The following is a 17,628-nucleotide window of genomic DNA, read 5'->3' on the forward strand; positions in this document are numbered from 1 at the left end:
AATGTGGAAAGAAGTAGAGCAGATAGCCGCTAAAATGCTGACTTTGCCCCACTTTCTAGTACGTTGAAGACTATTAGTGAATTCCATTTATATTTTCTCCATAAGTAGTTGGTCATGCTGATGTTATTGGCAGTTTGCTAACAAAAAACAGGAAACAACCTGGTAACATGCCCTTTACATCACAACATCACTTTAGCTCTAGAGAAAATAAAGTGTCTCTTTTTTAACCTTACTGATATTTTTATTGACTAAATAACAAGAATGACTCGCAATAAAATGCCACTTCAATGCAATTAGACATCACTTATTTTGCATCGAGAACGTATTACTTCTAGCGCACAATGTGCTGCTTTTCTTCTTTATCTACCTTTTATCTCGACACTCCATATTGAGACCGCGTCAGAATAAATCGCAGCATTCTTAATCGTTAGCCCTTAAACCACAGTAACTCACGTAATAAAATCAAAAAAGACCTTCTGCCTTCACTCTCCGAGGAAGGCACAAGGCCTTTATTCTTCTCAGCTACCATTAGTGCTATAGCTTAACGGCCGCCACGGCGAAATAGCAGTAGTCGTTACCAATTAACGACGTCGCTGCTGCATCGTCAGTTCAACCGCTCTTAGCTGAGCTATTGCTTTTGCTAATTCAAGTTGGGCTTGCGCAAAATTAATATCATCCGTGTACTTATTGATATTCTCTTCTGCAGCTCGCCTTGCGGTCTCTGCCCTCGCCTTATCGATTTCTTTACCATGTAGAGCTGTATCTGCAAGGACCGTCACCACATCGGGCTGAACCTCAATCAATCCACCTGACACGTATAAAATCGTCTCTGATTCTTTAATGTCCCCCAATATCCTAGCCACTCCGGGTTTGATCTTGCTGATGAGCGGCGAGTGTCCCGGACGGATACCTAACTCACCATCTTCACCCGTCACAGCAATAGCATGAGCGGGGCCTGAATATAACGTGCCTTCAGCGCTCACGACATTAAGCTGGAAGGTTCGTTGCGAAACTCCAATTGCCATCGTGCTACCTCACTAAAGCGTCTTCGCTTTTTCTAAGACTTCATCAATAGAACCGCAATACATAAATGCTTGTTCTGGGATGTCGTCATATTGACCATTTAAGAGACCTTTGAATCCGGCTAAGGTATCTTTTAACGGTACAAAGACACCAGGTTGACCAGTAAACACCTCTGCCACGTGATACGGTTGTGTCAAGAAACGCTCTACTTTACGAGCACGAGACACCAAACGTTTATCCTCTTCAGACAACTCGTCCATTCCCAAGATCGCAATGATGTCTTTAAGCTCTTTGTAACGTTGTAACGTTTTCTGTACTGACTGGGCAATGTCATAATGTTCGTGACCAACAACGAGCGGGTCAAGTTGGCGAGACGTAGAGTCCAACGGATCGATCGCTGGATACAAACCCAATGCAGCGATGTTACGAGACAACACAACAGTGGCATCCAAGTGAGCAAACGTCGTCGCAGGTGACGGATCGGTTAGATCATCAGCAGGCACATAAACCGCTTGAATAGACGTAATCGAACCCGATTTTGTAGACGTAATTCGCTCTTGAAGTACGCCCATTTCTTCGGCTAGTGTCGGTTGATAACCTACGGCTGAAGGCATGCGTCCAAGCAAGGCTGACACTTCCGTTCCGGCCAGTGTATAGCGGTAGATATTATCAATGAACAGCAGCACGTCACGACCTTCATCACGAAAGCGCTCTGCCATTGTTAAACCCGTTAACGCAACACGAAGTCGGTTACCAGGGGGCTCATTCATTTGCCCGTAGACCATGGCCACTTTATCGAGAACGCCCGCATCTTTCATTTCATAATAAAAGTCGTTTCCCTCACGAGTACGTTCGCCTACGCCTGTAAAAACAGACAGCCCGGAGTGCGCCTTCGCGATATTATTAATAAGCTCCATCATGTTGACTGTTTTGCCTACCCCCGCGCCACCAAAGAGACCGATCTTACCGCCCTTAGCAAAAGGACAAATTAGGTCGATCACCTTAACGCCGGTTTCTAGTAACTCATTACTGTTCGCTTGTTCTTCATAGCTTGGCGCACTACGGTGGATCTCATAATTCTGTTTTTCACCAATAGGACCGCATTCGTCGATGGGCTCACCTAGAACGTTCATAATCCGCCCAAGGGTTTCCTCACCTACAGGAACGGTAATAGCACTGCCCGTCGTTTCAACGTTAAGTCCACGTTTCAGTCCATCCGACGTTCCCATGGCGATACAACGAACGACGCCCCCTCCCATTTGCTGTTGTACCTCTAACACCAAAGATGAATGTTCTTCACCAATCAACCTCAGTGCGTCGTAAACTCGCGGGCTGTGGTTTTGTTCAAACTCTACATCAACGACCGCGCCGATAACTTTGACAATTTTGCCAATACTCATAATCAAACCTCTAAATTCTGTTATACCGCTTGGGCGCCAGCGGTAATCTCGCTGAGCTCTTGTGTGATAGCTGCCTGGCGCGCTTTGTTAAAGACCAGTTGCAGATCATCGATAAGTTGCACGGCGTTATCTGACGCCGACCTCATCGCAATCATCCGCGCGGCCTGCTCACAAGCGATACTCTCGACCACTCCTTGATAAACTAATGACTCAACATAACGAAGCATCAAGTGATCCAGTATGTCTCGTGGCGCTTGTTCATAGATGTAATCCCAGCGCGTCTCTGTTTTCTCTTGCTCCATTGGGAACGGCAGAAGTTGCGTCACCGTAGGTTGCTGCGTCATGGTATTAACAAACTGGCTATAGACGAGATATAGTCGGTCTATCTGCCCTTCGGAATAATGCTCCATCATGGCGTGCACGGTACCGAGCATATCTTTCAGTTGTGGGTGATCACCAAGCCCAGAGGTTTGCGCAATGACATGACCAGAAGCTTGAAAAAAGCTAATGGCTTTCGAGCCAATCAGAGTCGTGTCCACCTCAACGCCTTGTGTTCGCCATTGCTGCATTTCACCTAATACTTTGCGAAATAAATTTGTATTAAGCCCGCCACAAAGACCACGGTCAGAAGAAATAATGATGTACGCCACGCGTTTTACGTCTCTTTCTTGTAAATACGGGTGACTGTATTCCAAGGTGCCCGATGACACATGACTGATCACTTTTCTCATGTTCTGTGCATAAGGTCGTGACGCTTCCATATTGTCCTGAACCTTACGCATTTTGCTTGCTGCCACCATTTCCATCGCACTGGTGATCTTCTGAGTACTTTGTATACTCAAGATCTTGGTGCGTATCTCTTTGGTATTTGCCATTGCTGACTCCTACTTCGTTGATGGAATTACGATTGCAGCGACGAGAATTCTTCAAGAACATGTCGAAGTTGAGTCTCGATGTCCTTGTTGTAATCACCACTACGATCTATCTCTTCAATAAGTTTCGGTGCCGTTTGTTTAGCGAAGGCAATCAGCCCTTCTTCAAACTCTGCAACCTTCTTAATGGTTACGTCTTCTAGGTAGCCCTGCTCTGCAGCAAAAATAACCAATGATTGCTCAGCAACGGACATAGGTGCGTATTGCTTTTGTTTCATCAGCTCAGTGACTTTTTCACCATGATTAAGCTGCTTGCGTGTTGTTTCATCAAGATCTGATGAGAATTGCGCAAACGCAGCTAACTCTCGGTATTGAGCCAATGCAGTACGAATACCACCAGATAGCTTCTTAATGATCTTGGTTTGCGCAGCACCACCGACTCGAGATACCGAGATACCTGGGTCAACCGCAGGTCGTAACCCTGAGTTAAACAACTGAGTTTGCAAGAATATTTGACCATCTGTAATTGAAATTACATTGGTAGGAACAAACGCAGACACATCCCCTGCTTGGGTTTCAATAATAGGTAATGCAGTCAGTGAACCGGTTTTGCCTTTGACTTCACCATTAGTAAAGTGCTCGACATAGCTTTGATTGACTCGCGCTGCTCGTTCTAATAGACGTGAGTGAAGGTAGAACACATCGCCAGGGAAAGCTTCTCGACCCGGTGGGCGCTTTAGCAGCAATGATATCTGACGGTACGCCACCGCTTGTTTAGAAAGATCATCATAGATAATCAATGCGTCTTCACCACGGTCACGAAAATACTCGCCCATCGTGCACCCAGAGTAAGGGGAAAGGTATTGCAGCGCGGCCGACTCCGACGCCGACGCGACAACCACAATGGTGTTTTCTAGCGCGTTATGCTCTTCCAGTTTACGAACCACGTTAGAGATGGTGGAGGCTTTTTGCCCAATCGCTACATAGATACATTTCACGCCTGTCGAGCGTTGGTTGATGATGGCATCGATTGCCATGGCGGTTTTACCGGTTTGACGGTCACCGATAATCAGTTCACGTTGTCCACGACCAATAGGTACCATGGCATCAACGGCCTTGTACCCGGTCTGAATCGGTTGATCCACGGATTTACGCTCGATAACACCCGGCGCTATCACCTCGATAGGATCATGACGCTCAGCCTTAATATCACCTTTACCATCAATCGGTTGCCCTAACGTGTTAACAACACGACCAAGTAACGCAGGGCCTACCGGTACCTCTAAAATACGGCCGGTACCTCGAACCTTCATCCCTTCACACAAATCGGCATAAGGACCCATTACCACGGCACCAACAGAGTGACGTTCTAGGTTAAGTGCCAATGCGTAGCGATTGTCTGGAAGCTCGATCATTTCACCTTGCATTGCATCGGCAAGTCCGTGAATGGTAATAATACCGTCACTGACAGAAATGATAGTGCCTTCATTTCTCGCTTCACTTGCCATATCAAAATTGGCAATACGCTCTCTGATCAGTTCACTAATTTCATTTGAATTTAATTGCATATTTTTCCCCTACTACGTATGTAGGTTGATAGCGAGGCGGCTTAGAGACGAGTGAATACTGCCATCTAACACCTGCTCACCTGCTTTAATCACAACACCGCCTACTAGCGATGGCTCAATTTCTTGCGCGATTCGAACCGCTTTACCGTATTTGGCCTCAAGAGCATGCTTCATCGCGTCAAGCTGAGTTGGCTCTACAACCTCTGCACTGTAGACTGTCACTTCCATGGTTTTTTCATGCTCAGCCTTGAGCTCAAAAAACACAGTAATCACAGTCGCAAGTAATTTCAGGCGCTTATTCTCTGCCATCACTTTAAGAAAGTTTTTCACGTATTGACTCAGCCACTCATCGCAAGTGGTTAGGAGCATGTCCAACAACACCTGCTCTGAGCCTTGCTCTTCAAGGTCATTTATCACTGCGATCACTGCTGGTTGATTAGCAACAAGCTTTAGCAAGCCAAATGCTTGTCCCCACTCATCAAGCAATCCTTCTTGTATGGCAAAGTCAAAAGCTGCTTTGGAATACGGTTGAGCAATAGAAGTAAAATCGTTCATTAGACCTACCTCTATATTTCGTTAATCATATGGTCAACAAGCTCACGGTTACTTTTTGAGTCAAGATTCTTACGAATAAGCTTGCTTGCGCTTTCAATCACCAAATCAGCCATCTCTGCTTTTAGTTCTTGGCGTAAGCGAGTTTTTTCATTCTCTACTTCAGCTCGACCTTCAGCGATTATTCGATTCTTTTCCTGATTCGCCATTTCCGCAGCCTGCTCGACCAGTAAGTTCTGACGTTGCTGACCTAAATCAATAATGGCTTGGGCCTTTTCTCTTGCTTCCGCAATTAAAGATTCACCGTTCGCTTTTGAGAGTTCCAACTCTTTTGCTGCCGCTTCTGTGTTTCGAAGACCTACCGCTATTTCTTCTCTGCGTTCATCAAGCAATATTACCAATGGTGGCCATACATATTTCATACACAGCCAAACAAAGATAACGAAAGAGATTGCTTGACCTAACATAGTTGCATTAAGGTTCATAACATCCTCACCTAGTTAATTAGTTCAAATACTGACTCTGAATTAAGCAACGGCGAAGATGATATAAAGGCCAATACCAACACCGATCATTGGGACCGCATCAACTAGGCCCATCATAATAAAGAACTGAGTGCGCAACATCGGAGTAAGATCCGGCTGACGAGCAACACCTTCTAGATATTTACCCGCAAGGTTACCAATACCTGTTGCCGCACCAGCAGCTCCAAGACCGATTAATAGTGCACCTGCAACGTATAGAACAGCACTAACAATATCCATAACAACTCCTAACAATAAAAAACAATAAACACGTGGCAATAGAATGCCAAAACATTAAAACTTAAACTTAAACTTAAACTTAAAACTAAACTTAAAACTAAACTTAAACTGAAAACTAATGATGCTCTTCAACCGCCATACCCATATATACGATAGTAAGGACCATAAAAACAAACGCTTGCAACACAACAACCAGTATATGGAACAGAGCCCAAGGAACGCTAAGTGCCCATTGCATCCACCATGGCATCAGTGCAATTAGTAGAAATATCATTTCACCGGCATACATATTACCGAACAATCTCAACCCTAAGGAAATAGGCTTGGATATCAAGGTTATTAACTCGAGCAATAAGTTAACCGGATATAATAATGGATGAGAAAATGGTTGCGTTGTTAATTCTTTAAAGAATCCTATTATTCCTTTGTATTTGAATGAGTACCCTAATACTAATATAAACACACCTAATGCCATGGACATAGCAACATTCACATCCGCAGAAGGCAAATCTCTAAAGTGAGGCACACCAATTGCTCGCGTAAAAGCAGGAATAAAGTCGATTGGTATAAGGTCAATGGCATTCATTAAGAACACCCAAACAAATATCGTTAAGGCCAAGGGACCAATAATCTTATCTTGTGCTTGGAAGATTTCTTTTACTAGCCCTTCAACAAACTCGAACACCAATTCTACCAAACATTGGAATCGACTAGGTACACCACTCGTTCCCTTAGAAACGGCATAGCGAAAGCCTATGATAAAGGTCAAACCCAACAACCATACCATAATCATCGAATCTAGATTGATCGCACTCCATCCTTCACCTACGGTCAAAAAGGTTAAATGATGTTCGATATAATCATGTGTTGATTGAACATGTTCCATTAAAAGTTCTCCTGCTTATCTTTGAATAGAGGACTAATAAAGAACCCCAACACCGTTATGCAATAAGCAGCTAATACTGTCACATTTCTCAATGCCATGAATCGAAATGTCAAAACAAACATCACTATTGTATATATGATCTTGATATTTCGACTCAACTGCATTAAATCGTTCAGGTTTTGTTTTGGTTTATATTTCGCTTTAAATGAAGCGAAAATCATTCCAATCAATGACGGTACTATCGCGATAACCATCCCAGTTAACGCTGACTCTAGATTTATTTTATCTTTAAAGAATGTCTCATAGAGAATGAATATCGAGCCGATTATCAACTGGCTATATAATATCCTTTTTCCAGCTAACATTATGTCATCTCCAGTCATATTAGCTTCCATAATTTACCCTTAATGGTTTTTAACATGATAAATAAAATTAACAAGTAATATTAATAATTGATAATTTCATTCCACAACATTGAGAAACATAATCACCTTGTGCTTCCAATGAGACAAAATATACACATAACTTCTAACCAATAAAATTGAAAATATGCGAAACTTATAATTCCATTTTTGGTAATCATTATTTTGTTGTATTTTTATTTATTAGGATTTAAATTCACCTGGTAGGAACAATTTTTACTGGTAAAGTAAAAAACAAGGATGTAACTCCATTAGAAATGGCGATTAAAAAGTAGTTAAATATAATTAGTGTAATATGATAATTTAAATTCACCTTTACAGCATTTAGGTTAAATTTAATTCTCACCCTTTTATTATCTGTTTATGTACGCGGTTAATAAAAGGGTGATTATCATTCATTTCGATTGCCAACCTTAACGACCAACTCTTAGCAATCATTAGGTAACACATGTCTATTAACTCAAGAAATCAAAACTTTAGGTTTTACCCCTAACCTTTAAGTTTCTGTTTACATAGCGCATTTTTTATCTTCATCTAATTTCACTAAAACCCAAAAATAGAAAGTAAGTTATCAGTGATCAAGATCACATTGATGAATGCTATAACAACGCTATTCGTTTTTTATAAAAAATGTCATCAATGAGCACTCTCTTCGTATTTAAAATTTACCTCGTGTACGGACTAGCGTTCATCACTCTATTTTTTTCTATTCTATTTAGAGACACATCCAAAAGCACGATTCGGATCGCGAGAGTGTTGCCTTACCTTGGCGCCGCCGGTTTAATATTAGGTTTTCATGAGTGGTCGGAACTCTACCTCGTCATCTATCAGCAAGAATCCATCATCACCGATCCTTTAAGGTTACTGTTGATAGGTAAACTCCTGATCGCCCTTTTGCCTCTCAGTGTGTTTGCTTGGAAAATGTTAGATATTATTGACTGGCCCTATGTGCGAGCGATTCGTCAAAGTTGGTGCGTGGTCGTTGTCATTTACATTGTGAACTTTGTTTATCAATACGTAAACGGCGACCCACTCGCTTATTACGCTGACCTCCTACATTTTACGCGTATCGTGTTTGGGTTTGTGGCTAGCGCCATTGCGGGTAGCGCACTCATCCAATACTCACGCGTTATGCGTCAGAAACAAATTCCCAAGCACGGCTATTTCTTCTTATCCGGCGTTGCGTTCTTTATCTATGGCATCGGAAGCGGTCTCATGGTTGAGCATGTTGGTCATTGGGTGTTGATATTTCGTTGTGTTGGCGCGGTCGCGCTTCTCGCGGCCTTATGGCAAGCGCTTAAAGTATTTGATATCGAAAGAAAACAACAGATCGAAGAGGCCCTCTCTTTATCCCTTCAAAACCAGAAGCTTAAAGAGTTAGGTGAGTTATCATCCGCGGTTGCTCACGAAATTAAGACCCCCATCAGCAGTGCACTAATGAGTTGTGACTTACTAGAGCAAAGTTTACACGATAGCGAAGCGACCAAGCGCAATGTGAACCGTATTCGTCGCGGTCTTGAACGCGCAGCCCATATCAGCCAAGAAGTATTGCGATATTCTCACCAACGAACAATCGCACATGAAAGAATCGCTGTTGAAGAACTGATTCTTTCTGCAATTGACTTACTTCAATATCGACTTTCCAGCTATGAACTTAACCTTGATACTTCAAAAAACATTTTTGTCTCTGGTGACAAAGCATTACTTGAAGAGGCGTTAGTTAATCTTATATCGAACGCAATCGACGCGAGTTCGAAAAATAGAAGGTTGGCCGTTTACGCCATCCAACACAAAGACAAAGTGATCATTAAGGTTCGTGACTGGGGAACAGGCATGACACCAGCAACACTCAGTAAAGCAACCCAGCCTTTTTTCACGACTAAGCCTATTGGTCAAGGTACTGGGATGGGCCTCGCTTTAGTCAAACAAGCGGCAACACAACACAACGGGTCAATTCAATTTTCCAATGCTTGCCCCGGATTAATTGTTGAACTCACATTACCAGGAGCATAAAGATGAAACTACGATTACTCTTAGCTGAAGATGATACAGACCTGCGAGAAGTGCTTACCGAAGCGCTAATAGCCGAAGGCTTTGATGTCACATCCTGCGAAAACGCAGAAGATGCTCTTGACACAGCCAAAGCACAACCGTTTGATTTGGCGCTTTTAGATGTAGTCATGAGCGGCATGACAGGTATTGATGCGCTCATTACATTACGACGCTTCCAGCCCAATATCGGTGTCATTATTACTACCGCCTTTGCTACCGTCGATATCGCAGTTGATGCTATGAAAAAAGGGGCCGATGAATTTCTCACCAAACCCTTTAACCTTTCCGCGCTATCAGTAACACTAAAACGGGTGCATGCCGCACGCTCTCCGAAAGAAAATCCCAATGTTGAATCTCGCGATCAAGTATTTAGTGCCCTCTCTAATCCAATCCGTCGCGCTGTTGTCCGCCAGCTAAAAATTCACCACAAAATCAAATTTATGGACCTTTGCCGACTCGTAGGTATTGAAGACCACACTAAATTCAACTTTCACTTAAGGCAATTACTTAACTCCGGGTTAGTCACAAAAGGAGATAATCGTGTTTACACGTTAACGGACTTCGGTCGACAGGTTTATACCAGTATGCTTCAGTAGCAAAGTATCCATTAGTGCTGCCGCTCTGATTATAAAAAGCATATCGAAGCCAACATGATGTACGCAACGAAAAAGGGGCCTATCGGCCCCTTTTAATACTCCACAACAGTATTCGATTATCTATAGTCAGAAAGCTCTGTTTTTAGTCCTTTGACCAAACTAAAACACATCAACAGTAATACAAATACGAACGGAAGCGCTGTCGCCACAACCCCAGATTGCAATGCTTGCAAGGCTTCTTTCCCACCAACCCACAGCATCACACCCGCAATTGCACCTTCGATACAAGCCCAAAATATTCTCTGTGGTACTGGCGCATCAATCTTGCCACCTGCTGTAATGCTGTCGATGACCAAAGAACCCGAGTCAGATGACGTAATGAAGAAGACTAAAATCAACACGATGGAGATCACTGAAAGGACTTCACCATACGGCAGAGCATCATAGACGTGAAATAAAGTCAGTGAAATGTCGGTTAAACCTGTCGCGCCAAGTTCGCCAATATTGTTCATAACCTGATCGATGGCGATACCACCAAACACCGACATCCAAATTACCGTTACCACGGTTGGAATACAGATAACCGCTAATAGAAACTCTCTAACCGTGCGGCCTTTAGATACACGAGCGATAAACATACCGACAAATGGTGACCATGAGATCCACCAAGCCCAGTAAAACACCGTCCAACCATGCATCCAAACCGTATCGTCACGGCCATGAGGGATACTCAATTCAACGATGTTTCCCAAGTACCCTGACGTCGTGGTCCACAACGATGACACGGCTACGTCGAAGCTGACAGCAGTGACAAACACCAACAACAAAAACGCTAAGATCATGTTGACGTTACTAAGAACTTTAACCCCGCCGTGAATACCGCGAATAACAGAAACAACAGCAATCATTGTGACGAAAACAATAACGCCAAGCTGCATTCCAATCCCGCCATCTAGGCCAAATACGTAATTGATGCCACTCGTGGCTTGCTGTGCGCCTAAGCCAAGAGAGGTCGCCAGACCAAATAGTGTCGCAAGCACCGCCATGATATCAATGATATGACCTAACCAACCCCAAGCTCGGTCACCAAAAACAGGATAAAACGCAGAGCGGATTGAAAGCGGCAGTCCTTTATTATAAGTAAAGAAGGCTAACGAGAGCGCCACAATGGCGTAAATACTCCAACCATGAAAACCCCAGTGGAATAACGTCGCACCCATAGCAAGTGACTTTGCTGCTTCCGTATTAGGTTCAACATTCAATGGGGTGCCCCACCAATCCGTGAAGTAAGCGGTAGGTTCTGCTACTCCCCAGAAGAGCAAGCCTATACCCATGCCAGCCGCGAATAACATCGCAAGCCAAGAAATCGTGGAATGTTCTGATTTAGCCTCTTTACCACCGATTCGAATTTTGCCTAACGGCGAAACAAGCAGTGCTAAAGCAAAAAATATAAAGAAGTTGGTCACCCACATGAAGAAGACGTCAAAGTCTTGGATGATGCCATTTTTAACACTGTTTAATGCGCTAAGCGCCGTGGAAGGTTCAACGATGAGAAGTGAAAGTAAACATAGGATGACCAGTGCAGCACTCGTCCCGAATACCGGGTTGTGTATATCGAACCCCCATTTTTGTACATTGTCCTGACCGACCTGATAGTCCGTCGTCTCAATACTATATTTCTTTAATGCTTTTTCCATAAATACAACTAATACGCTTCCTACTTGTTTTACTCTGGTGAGAAAACAAAAAAACCGCCCTCCATTTGTTTAGAGTTCTAATCAATAATTCGGCGCAAATGCTATCACATGTTTAAAAATGGTTCAAACCCATGCCTTTATAGCGTAAAAAACCATATGTACACTGATACAAGAGCATAACAAATCGTTACGTGCTCTAAGTAACTTAACCTGTATTTTTTCCCCGTACTAGCTACGCCAATCACTAACCGCACACAACCCCAGCGTGGATTAAGGCTTCACATTGATAAACCATGCCCTCCACATTTAACATTCACCAGCCCATATAACTTTCATCAACACACCCGCCCCCAACCTAAAATAGCTTTCATCAATACATAACGAAAGAGCCTATCAACCCGTCTGGTGTCAGTTCACAAAAGTTTCGCTTTCGCCGTTATAAATTGATCGAACAAAAACAGTTGCCCTATACTTGTTCAAGAGTACAATTTTCAACAACAAGATTTTCAATAACAATAAGTTACCTAGGGATTAAGCCATGAAGAAACCTTCCATTATTGCCATCACTATTTTGTCTACCTTTCTCTTCGGCTGTGGGGCCAATACGACACAAGGTGCAGCCGAAGGTGCCGCTGCTGGTGCGGTATCAGCCGGCATGCTAGGCGCCCTCACCGACCTTATTGTTGACGGGGAAGTGAATACGTATCGTCTTAGCCGAAATGTCACGGCGGGCGCTTTAGCTGGAGGGACGGCAGGCGCGGTCGATGGTTACTCAAAGGACCAAAAAGAAGAAGCTAAACAAGCGGCGCAACAAGCCACAAAATCTAAGCCGACGCTAGATTTTGGACCGGATATAGACGCCTCAGTTAACGCCCTAATAGCCTGTCAATATGACACCGCATTTCGTTCGGCCCTGGCAGCAGAGCAAGCTTCTCAGCAATCTTATCAAGAGGCAGGCGTGGCAATGCAGGCACTGATTGACTACGATAGAAACAACTCTCAAGGCGTTGATAATGCCGTCAATCGTTTCATCAAATTAAGCCAATCTGTTAGCTCCACTCAAGAAGCAAAAACACAGCTGCAATCTCTACATAAAGAACTTCAACAAGAGCGCCAAATCGCTGGAAAGCCACCGACTTGTAGCTAGTTATTTTCATCTATTTTTGGGGTTTCCCTTGAACCCCAAAAATACACCCCAACCATAGTGTTAATCTATCTTATATACTCAACCTATTATTTCTCTATGCATTAGCATCTCTGCGCATCAGCTTTCTTTGTTCATAAGCACAGATGTCTCGCATAGTACTTTGAGTCACAAGGGGCAATTTTCATGAAGTTTAGTTACGTTAATACTACGGTCATTCATTTTGGTGTTGGACAAATCAGTACGTTAGCCGCCAATGTACCCTCCGATGCCAATGTGCTCGTTGTCTATGGTGGTGGTTCCATCAAAAAAAATGGCGTTTATGACCAAGTTGTCGCCGCACTGAGCGATCATCGCTGGATGGAGTTTTCGGGCATCGAAGCGAATCCCACCAAAGAAACATTAGACAAAGCCATTGCCATTGCTAAATCTGAATCCATCGACTTCATCCTTGCCGTTGGTGGCGGATCGGTCATTGATGGCGCTAAATACATTGCCGCAGCTGCACTGCATGATGGCGATAGCTGGGATTTAGTGACGCGTAAATATACTGTAGAGAGTGCAATCCCACTTGGCGCTATCCTAACGCTACCCGCTACAGGGTCGGAGTCCAACATGGGCGCGGTTGTGACAAAGAAATCCACCAATGAAAAGTTGGGCTTCATGTCTCCAGCGGTACGACCGGTATTTGCTGTTTTAGATCCTAGCGCAATGAAAACTCTGCCAGAAAGGCAACTCGTGAATGGTCTTGTCGACGCTTGGGTCCACGTCTGTGAGCAGTACATCACCTATCCTACTGGCAATATGGTTCAAGATGGCTACGCTGAAGTTCTGTTAAAAAACCTCCTGACACTAGGGCATCAATTTGAACAGCAAGATGACGCTTGGCGGGAAAATTTAATGTGGACCGCCAACCAATCACTCAACGGTCTCATTGGCGCAGGCATGCCCCAAGACTGGGCGACACATATGATTGGCCATGAGTTAACAGCTTTGTGGCATGTTGACCACGCGCGCTCACTTGCCATTATTCAGCCTTCTTTACTGCGTGTTCAAATTGAAGCGAAACGCGCCAAGCTTGAACAAATGGGTCGAAATGTCTTCGGATTTACCGATGGTCCTTCATTAGCTGAAGATACCATCGCCGCCATTGAAAGCTTCTACCAAGGATTAAACGTCGACCTTGTATTGTCGGAAGTACCGGGAGATAAAAGTGACGCGATTGAGCAAGTCATTACTAAGCTCAAACAAAATGGTTATCTAGAAATGGGCGAAAATAAAGCCATCACCCTTGATGTCACTCGTACCATCTTAGAGAACGCTCTATAAAATAAAATCATGCATGGCACTTACGTGTTAATGGCTCAACTCTGAACACTAAAAAGGCGTTAAACGGAAGCTCTGTATGAGCCCAGTTTAACGCCTTTTTTATCACGACATCATTACTAATAAGCCGTCGACTCGTCGCGAAGTATCATAAATAAACCGATTACCCATTCTACTGCGCTAGAGGGCTTTGACACTTTCTCGCTCTACCAATGTCGGCTCTAATTGAATCAGATCAGGCTGCTCAACACGCTTTTCAATTTTATCGAGCAGCGTTTCGACCGCCGCTTTCCCTAAGCGATATTTAGGTTGGTGGATCGTTGTTAAAGACGGTGTCATGTATTTGGCAATGTGAATATCATCGTAACCGATAATTGATAGCTCATCTGGAATCTGGATATTCCGTCGGTCAGCGACATTAATAACCCCCATCGCCATCATGTCATTACAAACAAATAATGCGGTTGGTAAACGACCACGCTCTACGAGCGCATTAAGCGCCTGCGCGCCACCTTCACACTCAAAGTCAGCTTCGATAACCCAGTCTGGATTAAGCTCAAGTTCGGCTTCCTCAAGGGCTTTTTTATAGCCATCGTAGCGCATTTGTGCTTGCTGTCTGTTTAACGGGCCTGTAATGCAACCAATTTCCTGGTGACCGGATTCAATTAAATGCTTAGTAGCAAGGTAACCGCCAAAAAATGAATTATCTTGAATTTTATCACTTTCAAAATGTATCGGTCCCCAATCCATCACGACCACCGGAATCGTCGGATACTGTTGGAAAATATCGATGTGCTCCCCTTCTACCGTCGAGCACATCAATATTAACCCATCGACGCGTTTCTGCATCAATGTATCGATGGATGCGCGCATTCGCTCAGAATCTCCCTCTGTGTTACAGAGGATTAAGTTGTAATTTTCCTGATAGCAGCTGCGCTCGACGCCTTTTACGACCTCACCAAAGAAAGGGTTAGTCGACGTGGTCACTAACATACCAATGGTTCTTGTTCGATTCATTTTCAAACTTCGAGCAAGCGCAGATGGCGCATAATTTAGCTCTTTTGCCACCCTGTTGACGCGCTCTGATATCTCTTCGCTAACAAATCGTGTTTTATTGATGACATGGCTGACCGTTGAGGTTGAAACGCCAGCATGCCTTGCAATATCCTTCATCGAAGCCATTTAGCTTAACTCTCCATTCTAGCTTTGCTGCGAAATAAACTCGTTCACTTCATCTAAGGTTGGGATCGACGTTTGCGCACCAAATCGTGTCACTGAAATCGCCGCTGCCGCATGAGAAAAAACAATAGCGTCTTCAATGCTTTCACCACGAATGAGTGCGGTGACAAGTGCGCCATTAAAGGTGTCGCCTGCCGCTGTAGTGTCTGTCACGTCAACGTTAAATCCAGGAATACGATTACCACGCCCATTTTGGCTCAGCCACACCCCTTGTGAACCCAGCGTAATCATAACAATTTCAATGCCTTTTTGATGCAATAAACTGGCTGCTCGTTGGGCGGATTCATCATCAGTAACCGTCACGCCCGTTAACACTTCGGCTTCGGTTTCGTTGGGTGTTATTACATCGATACACGACAGTATGGTGTCTGGCAATTCTCGGGCTGGTGCCGGATTTAAGATAACATTAGTTTTTGACTGCTTAGCGAGTGTGACCGCGTACTTTATACCTTCCAGTGGCGTTTCCAATTGCGTGAGCAAATAACTGGCTCCGTCGATCAACTTCCGATGCTTTTCCACCTGCGTTTTCAACAGCTTTGCATTCGCTTCCGCTGAAATACAGATGCTATTTTCACCACTATCAGAGACTTGTATCATCGCGATTCCGGTAGGCGTCTCTGCTTCTACTGACACGCCTTCCACGTTTATGCCATCAACTTGAAAAGCATCACGGATATTAACACCAAACGGATCATCACCAACACATGCAATAAACCCAATATCCGCCCCTAATCGCGCGGCAGCGACCGCTTGATTTGCGCCTTTTCCGCCGGGGATAACCTGATAACGGTGACCGTGTAACGTTTCACCAGGTCTTGGAAAAGAAGGCACCTGTAAAACATGGTCAGCGTTGACGCTACCCAAAACAATGAGCTGATTCATATAATGTTCCTTGTAACTAGGAATAAGAAAACTTTGGATTAATCGTTTAAGCCAAAATACTCTTGTTCGACCTGCCGCGTTAGATAATCTCCTCACACCGGACAATGGAAGCGCACTCAACCAATCCAACCAATCAAGCATCTAACGTGTTTTTATCTTGCTTCTCTAATTTGATTATCTAAAACAGGGACTCCAATAGACGCCCAGAGTGTGGGCGTCTATTGTCCGGTCAGCGAAAATTATTCGTTGATGATCTTAAGAGGTACTGGAATATACGTTTCTACCACTTCGCCTTTTAAGACTTTTGCAGCGGTTTCCACACCCAGCGCACCAATCATATCGGGCTGCTGTGCAACAGTTGCAGCCAACTTGCCACGTTTAACCGCCGCGATACCATCGTCAGTGCCATCGAAACCAACGATCATCACATCTTTGCCCGCAGCTTGCACTGCACGCATTGCGCCCAATGCCATTTCATCATTCTGTGCAAAGACCGCTTGGACATCTGGATTTGCTGCAAGTAAGTTCTCCATAACATTGAGACCTTTAGTGCGGTCAAAGTCGGCGGGTTGGCTCGCCAGTAGCTCCATATCAGAGCCTTTAACCGCATTCATGAAACCTTCACCACGCTCACGCGCTGCAGACGTACCAGCAATACCTTCAAGTTGGATTACTTTTGCCTTTTCGCCCACTTTTTCCATAATGAAATGACCCGCCATTTCACCACCAACAACGTTGTCAGACGCGATATGGCTCGCGACATCTCCTCGGCTGGCACCACGGTCTAAAGTCAGTACTGGGATATTGGATCGATTCGCCATACGGATGGCATTCGATACCGCATCAGAGTCAGTCGGGTTAATTAGGATCGCTTTCACACCACGAACCGTTAAGTCTTCCACGTTGGAAAGTTCTTTACTTGGATCATTTTGTGAATCTAAAACGATAAGGTTATAGCCAAGTTCTTTAGCTTTTGCTTCCGCACCATCTTTCATTGTTACGAAGAACGGGTTATTCAGTGTCGACACAACGATCGCCATTGTATCTTGTGCTGTTGCGGTCGCAGACATAGAAGCTGACAGTACAGCTGCAGAGATAAGCGTTGCCAATTTTTTCATGGTCTATTCCTTTATATATTGTATGTAGGGGGTGTGACTAATAAATGTAAAATGGTTCTAATAGTTCTGGGTACCTCACGACAAAGT

At 44.1% G+C, this 17,628-nt stretch carries 17 protein-coding genes; 4 read left to right on the forward strand and 13 right to left on the reverse strand.

Translation table 11 applies throughout. The annotated features are described in order from the left end of the window. Nucleotides 1-581: 581 nt before the first annotated feature. The 9 genes from M9196_RS02615 to M9196_RS02655 all read right to left on the reverse strand — a co-directional run bounded on the left by M9196_RS02615 (nucleotide 582) and on the right by M9196_RS02655 (nucleotide 7,460). Nucleotides 582-1,025: a F0F1 ATP synthase subunit epsilon gene (locus M9196_RS02615; protein WP_250615975.1), complete on the reverse strand. Its 444-nt coding sequence runs from the start codon at nucleotides 1,023-1,025 to the stop codon at nucleotides 582-584. A 12-nt stretch (nucleotides 1,026-1,037) separates the two neighbouring features. Then, nucleotides 1,038-2,423 (reverse strand): F0F1 ATP synthase subunit beta, encoded by a 1,386-nt coding sequence (gene atpD / locus M9196_RS02620; protein ID WP_250615976.1) that lies wholly within the window; start codon nucleotides 2,421-2,423, stop codon nucleotides 1,038-1,040. Nucleotides 2,424-2,443: 20 nt separating this feature from the next. Continuing rightward, nucleotides 2,444-3,298, reverse strand: a complete 855-nt coding sequence (gene atpG / locus M9196_RS02625) for a F0F1 ATP synthase subunit gamma (protein ID WP_250615977.1) — start codon at nucleotides 3,296-3,298, stop codon at nucleotides 2,444-2,446. Between the two features lie 26 nt (nucleotides 3,299-3,324). After that, the gene (atpA, locus tag M9196_RS02630) at nucleotides 3,325-4,863 is read right to left on the reverse strand and encodes a F0F1 ATP synthase subunit alpha (RefSeq protein ID WP_250615978.1); all 1,539 of its coding nucleotides are present in this window, start codon (nucleotides 4,861-4,863) and stop codon (nucleotides 3,325-3,327) included. 12 nt (nucleotides 4,864-4,875) lie between these two features. Beyond that, nucleotides 4,876-5,418, reverse strand: coding sequence for a F0F1 ATP synthase subunit delta (locus M9196_RS02635; RefSeq protein ID WP_250615979.1), 543 nt, complete (start codon nucleotides 5,416-5,418; stop codon nucleotides 4,876-4,878). 11 nt (nucleotides 5,419-5,429) lie between these two features. Further along, nucleotides 5,430-5,900, reverse strand: coding sequence for a F0F1 ATP synthase subunit B (locus M9196_RS02640; RefSeq protein ID WP_250615980.1), 471 nt, complete (start codon nucleotides 5,898-5,900; stop codon nucleotides 5,430-5,432). Nucleotides 5,901-5,942: 42 nt separating this feature from the next. Further along, nucleotides 5,943-6,179 carry a F0F1 ATP synthase subunit C gene (gene atpE / locus M9196_RS02645; RefSeq protein WP_005306237.1) on the reverse strand — a complete coding sequence of 79 codons (237 nt, stop codon included), beginning with the start codon at nucleotides 6,177-6,179 and terminating at the stop codon, nucleotides 5,943-5,945. Nucleotides 6,180-6,294: 115 nt separating this feature from the next. Then, nucleotides 6,295-7,065 (reverse strand): F0F1 ATP synthase subunit A, encoded by a 771-nt coding sequence (gene atpB / locus M9196_RS02650; protein WP_250615981.1) that lies wholly within the window; start codon nucleotides 7,063-7,065, stop codon nucleotides 6,295-6,297. Next, the gene (locus M9196_RS02655; protein ID WP_250615982.1) at nucleotides 7,065-7,460 is read right to left on the reverse strand and encodes an ATP synthase subunit I; all 396 of its coding nucleotides are present in this window, start codon (nucleotides 7,458-7,460) and stop codon (nucleotides 7,065-7,067) included. The genes atpB and M9196_RS02655 overlap by 1 nt, the downstream gene beginning before the upstream one ends. 666 nt (nucleotides 7,461-8,126) lie before the next feature. Here M9196_RS02655 and M9196_RS02660 point away from each other — a divergent pair. Beyond that, complete coding sequence (locus M9196_RS02660) at nucleotides 8,127-9,500, forward strand: sensor histidine kinase (RefSeq protein WP_250615983.1); 1,374 nt, start codon at nucleotides 8,127-8,129, stop codon at nucleotides 9,498-9,500. Between the two features lie 2 nt (nucleotides 9,501-9,502). Next, on the forward strand, nucleotides 9,503-10,135 hold the full coding sequence (locus M9196_RS02665) for a response regulator (RefSeq protein WP_250615984.1): 633 nt from the start codon (nucleotides 9,503-9,505) through the stop codon (nucleotides 10,133-10,135). 116 nt (nucleotides 10,136-10,251) lie between these two features. On the opposite strand, the gene M9196_RS02670 is transcribed toward M9196_RS02665, so the two are convergent. Then, on the reverse strand, nucleotides 10,252-11,832 hold the full coding sequence (locus M9196_RS02670; protein WP_250615985.1) for a BCCT family transporter: 1,581 nt from the start codon (nucleotides 11,830-11,832) through the stop codon (nucleotides 10,252-10,254). 538 nt (nucleotides 11,833-12,370) lie between these two features. Here M9196_RS02670 and M9196_RS02675 point away from each other — a divergent pair. Together M9196_RS02675 and M9196_RS02680 are read left to right on the forward strand one after the other, a co-directional pair. Beyond that, nucleotides 12,371-12,979 carry a hypothetical protein gene (locus tag M9196_RS02675; protein WP_250615986.1) on the forward strand — a complete coding sequence of 203 codons (609 nt, stop codon included), beginning with the start codon at nucleotides 12,371-12,373 and terminating at the stop codon, nucleotides 12,977-12,979. 183 nt (nucleotides 12,980-13,162) lie between these two features. Beyond that, entirely contained in the window at nucleotides 13,163-14,305 is a 1,143-nt protein-coding gene (locus M9196_RS02680) for an iron-containing alcohol dehydrogenase (protein ID WP_250615987.1), read from the forward strand. 177 nt (nucleotides 14,306-14,482) lie between these two features. On the opposite strand, the gene M9196_RS02685 is transcribed toward M9196_RS02680, so the two are convergent. The 3 genes from M9196_RS02685 to rbsB form a co-directional block, all read right to left on the reverse strand. Continuing rightward, a complete protein-coding gene (locus M9196_RS02685) occupies nucleotides 14,483-15,484 on the reverse strand; it encodes a substrate-binding domain-containing protein (RefSeq protein ID WP_250615988.1) in 1,002 nt (333 codons plus the stop codon). A gap of 18 nt (nucleotides 15,485-15,502) precedes the next feature. Further along, complete coding sequence (rbsK, locus tag M9196_RS02690; protein ID WP_250615989.1) at nucleotides 15,503-16,423, reverse strand: ribokinase; 921 nt, start codon at nucleotides 16,421-16,423, stop codon at nucleotides 15,503-15,505. Between the two features lie 239 nt (nucleotides 16,424-16,662). Then, nucleotides 16,663-17,541, reverse strand: a complete 879-nt coding sequence (rbsB, locus tag M9196_RS02695; RefSeq protein WP_250615990.1) for a ribose ABC transporter substrate-binding protein RbsB — start codon at nucleotides 17,539-17,541, stop codon at nucleotides 16,663-16,665. Nucleotides 17,542-17,628 lie beyond the last annotated feature (87 nt).

Source organism: Vibrio methylphosphonaticus, assembly GCF_023634655.1.
GTDB classification, from domain to species: Bacteria; Pseudomonadota; Gammaproteobacteria; order Enterobacterales; family Vibrionaceae; genus Vibrio; species Vibrio methylphosphonaticus.